Here is a 6,870-nt window from a genome sequence, read left to right on the forward strand (position 1 = left end):
CTGGTTCAATCCGACGCGCCGTTGCCACGCGCCGGTGAGACCTTGAACCAGCGCACGGCGCCGCCCTTGGTGTGCAGCACCACGAAGTCGAACCCGCCGAGCGCGTGATGCTCGCCGCGCTTCGGCACGTGGCCCATCTCGTGCGCGACCAGGCCGCCGATGGTGTCGAAGTCTTCGCTGAGCTGCTCTTCGTCGAAGGTGATGCCAAAGGCTTCGGCAACGCGCTCGATGGGCGTGTCGCCGCTCACACGGTAGGTGTGGTCTGCCAGACCGAAGATGTCGCCTTCGTCTTCGGCGATATCGAATTCGTCTTCGATCTCGCCGACGATTTGCTCCAACACGTCTTCAATCGTGATGAGTCCGGCCACACGGCCGAACTCGTCGATGGTGATCGCCAGATGATTGCGGTTACCGCGAAATTCGCGCAGCAAATCGTTCAGGCCCTTGCTCTCGGGCACGAAGGTGGCGGGCCGCAGCAAGGCGCGAATGTTGAGACCCGGTGCACGCTGCAGCTTGAGCAGATCTTTCGCGAGCAGGATGCCGATGATGTTTTCTTTTTCGCCCTCGTACACCGGAAAACGCGAGTGCGCTGTGTCGATGACGACGTGCAACAGCGTGTCGTAGGGCGCGTCGATGTTGACGAGGTCCATGCGAGGTGCGGCCACCATCACGTCACCAGCGGTCATGTCGGCCATGCGCAGGACACCTTCGAGCATCACGCGCGACTCTGCGCCTATGACGTCGTTGTCTTCGGCATCTGCGAGCGTTTCGATCAGCTCGTCGCGGGAGTCCGGTCCGGGATGGATGAACTCGGCGAGCTTTTGCAGAAAACTGCGTTTGTCTTCCCGTTCGACGGGGACGCGTTCAGAGTGAGGGTCGGCCACTGCGGCGGGGCGGAGTTAGGGAAGGACAAGGATAACCGGATGTAGCGCGCGCCCGGTATCGCCGTGACAGCGCGATCACCAGAGATTCACTGCGCCGTGCGGTCACGCGCGTCGCGAACGCCACGCCGGATTTCCTGCACGCCTGCAAGAAATCCCCAAAACTGCTTGGCGCGCGTCTTGAGTTGGAAGTCGACTTCGGCAAAGTGGTCGAGCGCGATCTCGCTCATTCGGCTATCGAACGTAGCAGCCGGCAGCTGCAGGTGAGCCTCCGACTCGGAGCCGCTGCGAACCACCGTGGCGCCGGCATTGCGCGCGATCTTGAGCATGGCCGCGTTTTCGCTGAGCGCATGGATGAAAAGTGCGCCGACGCCTTCGTTGCGGGCCGTGACCATCGCGCGCTCGAACAATCGCGCGCCGTAGCCGCGGCTGCGTGCATGGCGCGAGACCGACACGCCGAATTCGGCGCAGTCGCTCAGTTGTCCGGCTGGCGCGAAGGCCACATGGGCCATGGCGATGAGTTCGAGTCGACGGTTGTAGATGCCGAACAATTCGTCGCGCTCGAAGTCCAATCCGTCGACGTAGCGCTGCACTTGCTCGTCGGAGGCCGAATAACCAAAGCGCAAGTAACGATCGTGCTGCTCGAGGGCAAGCAGATGCGTGGCGATGCGCACGCGCTCGCCGGGACCAATCGCACGAATCGGCACCAGTACAGGCTGGGGCGCCGTAACGGAGCGGGGCTGCGCTTCAACCATCGGCGCCTTCAAGAAAGAGCCGACGCCGAGCGAGGCTTTCAATAGGGCCTTGGCGTTCATCATTTCCCGAATTTAAGGGTTTTCCCTTAGCAGACAAGCCCACGGGTCTTTCGGCTTCGTTATTTAGTGAATAAGGACCAACGCCCGTGGCACGGACGCAACCAACCGTTGTCATACCGAAGAGGGGAGAGAACAAGGCGGCCAGATTCAGGCGTACCTGGACACGTACCGGGGTGAAAGCGTCCAGCACATCGCGATGGGTTCGGCCGATCTCTGCAAAATCGTCGATGCCTTGCGCGGCAAGGGCGTGACGCTGGTCGACAAGCGGATTCCTGAGCATGGCGAAAGCGTGGTGGAGCTGAAGTGTCGAAAAAGCCTGATCGACGGCAAGAAAGACGCTTTGTTGCTGCGGATCTTCAGCGAGGACCGGTTGGGTCCGATCTTCTTCGAATTCATTCAGCGCAAGGGTGATGAAGGCTTTGGCAACGGCAACTTCAAAGCGTTTTTTGAGCGCATTGAGCTCGTCCAGATGCGCCGTGGCGTGTTGCGCGCAGCACAATAAACGCACTCTTCACTCTCTTGGGGTTCGGCATGCGTCCTGTGTTTTTGAATCGATTGGCATTGATCGTGGGATCGACTGCGGCGGCCGTATTGTTGGCCGGTTGTATGACAACGCCGGTGCCGGTCACAGCGGTGCAGTCCCCGTCTGCATTTTCTTTGCCGTCACATCTGGATGCCGTGCAAAAGGCTGCCACGCTGCGGATTTGCACGCCGGGAGACTACAAGCCTTTCAGCTTCCAGAAGGCAGATGCCAGTTACGAGGGCATCGATGTCGACCTGATGGCGAGCTTCAGTGCGAGTCTGGGCGCGAAGCCGGAATGGATCAAGACGACGTGGGCCAATCTGCTGCCCGACCTGTCGGCGGGCAAGTGCGACATTGCTGTCGGCGGTGTGTCTGTGACCACGGAGCGCCAAAAGCGCGCATTTTTTAGCGCGCCATACATGGTCAATGGCAAGGTGCCGATCGCGCGTTGCGTGGATGTCGCCAAGTACCAGACGGTTGCCGACATTGACAAAACCTCGGTGCGTGTGATCTTCAATCCGGGCGGCAGCAACGAGCGCTTTGCTCGCGCCAACTTCAAGCAGGCCAAGCTGATCTTGCATGGCGAGAACGTCACGATCTTTGACGAGCTCCTGTCGAATCGTGCCGACGTGTTCGTTACTGAATCGGCCGAAGCGCTGACGCAGCAAAAGCTCAAGCCGGGACTGTGTGCCGTCAATGCAGACAAGCCGTTGCAGTACGGCGAGATGGGCTGGATGCTGCCGCGCGATGATGTGGCGTTCAAGTCGTATGTCGATCAGTGGCTGCACTTGTCGCAAGCCGGCGGCGAGTTTCAGCGAGTGATGGACCGCTGGCTCAAATGAACGGGGATTTCGACCTCTGTTGCGACGCCCGCGGTGTACGGCGCGTCGGATCGGCCGCCCGGGGGGTGACTACTCGCGCGCCGGTGCTGTGTGCGCGGCTACACGTGTCCCCGGGCTAGTCTTGTGATGCCTTTTATCGCTGTACTGCTGTCACTCGTTCCCGGTGACCGACTGGATTCGAAAGCCAGAAAAGCTCGACTACATCGTCGAGCCCGATGTGTTCCACGATTGGTTCGGGCACGTGCCAATGCTGTCCGACCCGGCCTTTACCGACTACGTTCAGCGTTAGGGCGAAGACGGACTAAAGGCGCACTCGCTCGGTGCGTGCGAGATGTTGGCGCGGCTTTATTGGTACACGGTGGAGTGCGGGCTTATTGGGCAGCCTGAAGGATTTCGACCGTACAGCGCGGGCGTCCTGAGTTCGTTGGCGAACGCAAGCATGAAGTACGCAGTCAAGCGCCCTATCGGTCACCACTCGATCTTGTGCGCGCCCCGCGGACGCGCTGCAAGATCGATACCTACCAGGCCAACTACTTTGTCATCGACAGCTTTGCGCAACTGTTTGAACCTACCGCACCAGACTTCACGCCGCTGTGCGCCGCGCTGATGGCCCGGTCGGACATCGACGCGGGTGTGCTGCCTGCCAAGAGCAATATCGGCCCTGACTCCCGGACTTTCTAAGCGGCTTCCCAGAAGATCTGCAGGCGGTTACAACCATCGAGACGCCTTTGCTTCCGAGTAAAAACCAACTCCGCTGAGTCTGTTTAAAAACTCGGTGAAGGACTGCGGTTTCCAAGGGCAAGCTCCCTGCGCAGCTTTCACATGGATACCTTTGGGCTACGCTTTGTCGCGCAAGACGGCCCGACACATGGCGCGTGGATGCTTGCAAAGTCCAACAAGCGAAAAGAAAGACCCATGGCTAAGACCAAACGGCGCCAGGCGTCCCTGACTGGCAGCATTCGCCATCTCGTCATTATGTTAGGTGACCAATTAGATCAAGAATCTTCTGCCCTGGAAGGCTTCGATCCATTGCAAGACCTTATCTGGATGGCCGAGGTGGCGGAGGAGTCGACCCATGTCTGGTCTGCCAAACAGCGTATTACGGTGTTTTTGAGCGCGATGCGCCACTTCGCCGATCACCTTCGCGGGCAAGGACTGCCCATGCACTACACCCGCCTCGACGACGCTGACAATTTGGGCACGCTGACACTCGAGGTCGATCGAGCGATCAAACAAGTCAAGCCCGCTGGACTGGTCTTGACTGCCCCGGGGGACTGGCGCGTGCTGCAAAGCATTCGCGCCATTGCAGCCCAACACCAGTTGCCGCTGGAGTTGCGTGACGACACGCATTTTTTCAGCACTTTACGGGACTTTGCCGCTCACGCTAAAGATCGAAAGCAACTGCGACTCGAGTACTGGTACCGCGAACTGCGACACAAGAACGGCATCTTGATGGAGGGCTCGAAACCCGTGGGTGGTCAGTGGAACTTCGATGCGGACAATCGTGAGTCTTTCGGAAAGGCGGGGCCGCAAAACGTACCACCGCCCACACGCTTCGAGCCGGACATCACCACGCAGGAAGTGATCGATTTGGTCAACACCCGGTTCGCAAGTCACCCGGGTACGCTCATAAGTTTTGGCTGGCCAGTCACGCGAATCCAAGCTCTGCAGGCACTGCAGACGTTTATTTCGGAGCGGCTTCCGCTGTTCGGCCAATACGAAGACGCCATCTGGGCCGGCGAGGCCTGGCTTTATCACTCCCACCTCAGCAGCGCACTCAACCTCAAGCTTTTGAACGCGCGCGAGGTGGTGCAAGCGGCCGAAGATGCCTGGCGTTCTGGTCACGCACCGTTGGCCGCGGTGGAGGGTTTCGTTCGGCAAATTCTGGGCTGGCGTGAGTTTGTGCGTGGTGTTTACTGGACGCAGATGCCCGACTACGTCGAGCGCAACGCATTGAATGCCCAAGGCGACTTGCCAGCCTGGTACTGGACCGGCGAAACAGAGATGGCGTGCCTGAAAGACGCCATAGGTCAGACGTTGGAACACGGTTACTCGCACCACATTCAGCGCCTGATGGTGACGGGCCTGTACGCGCTGCTTTTTGGAGTTAAGCCACAGGCGGTACATGCTTGGTACCTCAGCGTGTATGTTGATGCAGTGGAATGGGTCGAGTTACCGAACACGCTGGGTATGAGCCAGTTTGCTGATGGTGGGTTGATGGCCAGCAAGCCCTATGTGGCTACCGGCAAATACATTCAGCGAATGAGCAACCACTGCAAGGGGTGCAAGTACGACCCCGCGCAGTCGACTGGCGATAACGCTTGCCCGTACACCACGCTGTACTGGGATTTTCTAATCCGCCACGAGGTCTTACTGAAAAAGAATCCTCGTATGGCGATGCAGCTCAAGAATCTCGCACGGCTGGACCTACCTGCTCGAGTAGCCATAGAAAGCCAAGCTACAGCACATCGCAATGCCCAGCTTTGAACCGACGTTGGATGCGGCGCACGCGCGGCTCGCGGCTGTGAGCCCTGACGACTACGCACGCACACGCAACGCACTAGAGGGCGCGGTCACCCGACTCTCGCCTTACCTGACCCACGGCTTTCTGAACTTGGCCGATGTTTTTGCGGCCGTGAATGCGCGCCACCCCTTGAACAACAGGCACAAGTTTGTTTTCGAGCTCGGCTGGCGCGCCTATTACCGTCATGTGTGGGCTCACGTGGGCGATGGTATTCACCTGTCCCTGCACGGCGGGTTGCTGCCCAATGACGTCTACAGCCGCGACTTTCCAGCTGATGTGGCGCAGGCGCGTACCGGTATTCCCGCGATCGACCTAGCGGTACGCACCCTGTACGGGACGGGCTACTTGCACAATCACGCCCGCATGTGGCTGTCCAGCTACCTCGTGCACATCCGCAAAGTGCACTGGCACACTGGTGCGCAATGGATGTTGGGCCACTTGCTGGACGGTGACTTGGCCAGCAACCACCTCAGCTGGCAATGGGTGGCGGGAACCGGGAGCAGCAAACCCTATCTTTTCAATGCCGAGAATGTAGCGAAGTACGCTCCCGCGGACTGGCACAGCGCCGGCACAGTGTTGGACACCAGTTACGAGGCACTGAACGAAATTGCCCGCGACTCCCCCTCGATTTCCGCCGAGGATGTGCTGTCTAACCCAACGGTAGGAATGGATGAGCCAATTCGACGGGTGGTACCAGCACCTCACACCGGTTGGTCAGCGCCCGACAACGCCACAGCCTCTGGACGCGATGTCTGGCTCCAGCATCCCTGGTCGCTCGGTGTTAGCTCACACGCTCTGCCAGCGGGTGTGCTGCGAATCGGTGTGGGCTTCGATGTTTCTCATGCTGCGTCACCGTGGAGCGAGCGGCGTTGGGACTTCGTCACACGCGGATTAAAGAAGCAAACAGCGCATCTCTGGTGGGGCGGGGTTGAACACTTGGCGCTCGCCCTGCAAAGTGCCAAATCCGTGCATTGGCAGTGCGATCCACACGCAGACTCGGCGCTCGAAAGTCTTCGAGGCCGACTTTGCGCCTCAATGACAAATCCACCTTCTTCGTACCAGCCGCTGTGCCTATTCGACCCGGTTGATGTTTATTGCGGCAGCTTTTCTGAATGGTGGAAGCGGACCAGTCTCAAGACTCTTCGATAGCCGACATTCTCAAATCGACTAAAGCGCGGAACAAAAAAAAGCCCAACCTTTCGGTTGGGCTTTTTTAGGCTGTAAGAGCCTGACAATGACCTACTTTCACACGGGAACCCGCACTATCATCGGCGCTGACGCGTTT

Annotated in this window: 5 protein-coding genes and 2 pseudogenes; 5 read left to right on the forward strand and 2 right to left on the reverse strand. The window is 59.2% G+C overall.

What is annotated here, in order from left to right:
* Positions 1-5: 5 nt before the first annotated feature.
* Positions 6-884 (reverse strand): HlyC/CorC family transporter, encoded by an 879-nt coding sequence (locus RCH10_RS21625; protein ID WP_187053183.1) that lies wholly within the window; start codon positions 882-884, stop codon positions 6-8.
* An 86-nt stretch (positions 885-970) separates the two neighbouring features.
* Entirely contained in the window at positions 971-1,699 is a 729-nt protein-coding gene (locus RCH10_RS21630) for a GNAT family N-acetyltransferase (protein ID WP_323495809.1), read from the reverse strand.
* Positions 1,700-1,814: 115 nt separating this feature from the next.
* Between RCH10_RS21630 and RCH10_RS21635 the strand changes: the two are divergent.
* The 5 genes and pseudogenes from RCH10_RS21635 to RCH10_RS21655 form a co-directional block, all read left to right on the forward strand.
* Positions 1,815-2,198 (forward strand): annotated as a pseudogene (locus RCH10_RS21635) (4-hydroxyphenylpyruvate dioxygenase); the annotation flags it as partial.
* Positions 2,199-2,227: 29 nt separating this feature from the next.
* A complete protein-coding gene (locus RCH10_RS21640; protein ID WP_409053985.1) occupies positions 2,228-3,061 on the forward strand; it encodes a transporter substrate-binding domain-containing protein in 834 nt (277 codons plus the stop codon).
* A gap of 154 nt (positions 3,062-3,215) precedes the next feature.
* A pseudogene (locus RCH10_RS21645) lies at positions 3,216-3,742 on the forward strand (phenylalanine 4-monooxygenase); the annotation flags it as partial.
* Positions 3,743-3,976: 234 nt separating this feature from the next.
* Positions 3,977-5,548, forward strand: coding sequence for a cryptochrome/photolyase family protein (locus RCH10_RS21650; RefSeq protein ID WP_409053986.1), 1,572 nt, complete (start codon positions 3,977-3,979; stop codon positions 5,546-5,548).
* Positions 5,535-6,734, forward strand: a complete 1,200-nt coding sequence (locus tag RCH10_RS21655; RefSeq protein WP_409053987.1) for an FAD-binding domain-containing protein — start codon at positions 5,535-5,537, stop codon at positions 6,732-6,734. The genes RCH10_RS21650 and RCH10_RS21655 overlap by 14 nt, the downstream gene beginning before the upstream one ends.
* The last annotated feature ends 136 nt before the right edge of the window (positions 6,735-6,870 follow it).

Origin of the sequence: Variovorax sp. GrIS 2.14 (assembly GCF_046115955.1) — a bacterium.
Taxonomy (GTDB): domain Bacteria; phylum Pseudomonadota; class Gammaproteobacteria; order Burkholderiales; family Burkholderiaceae_C; genus Variovorax.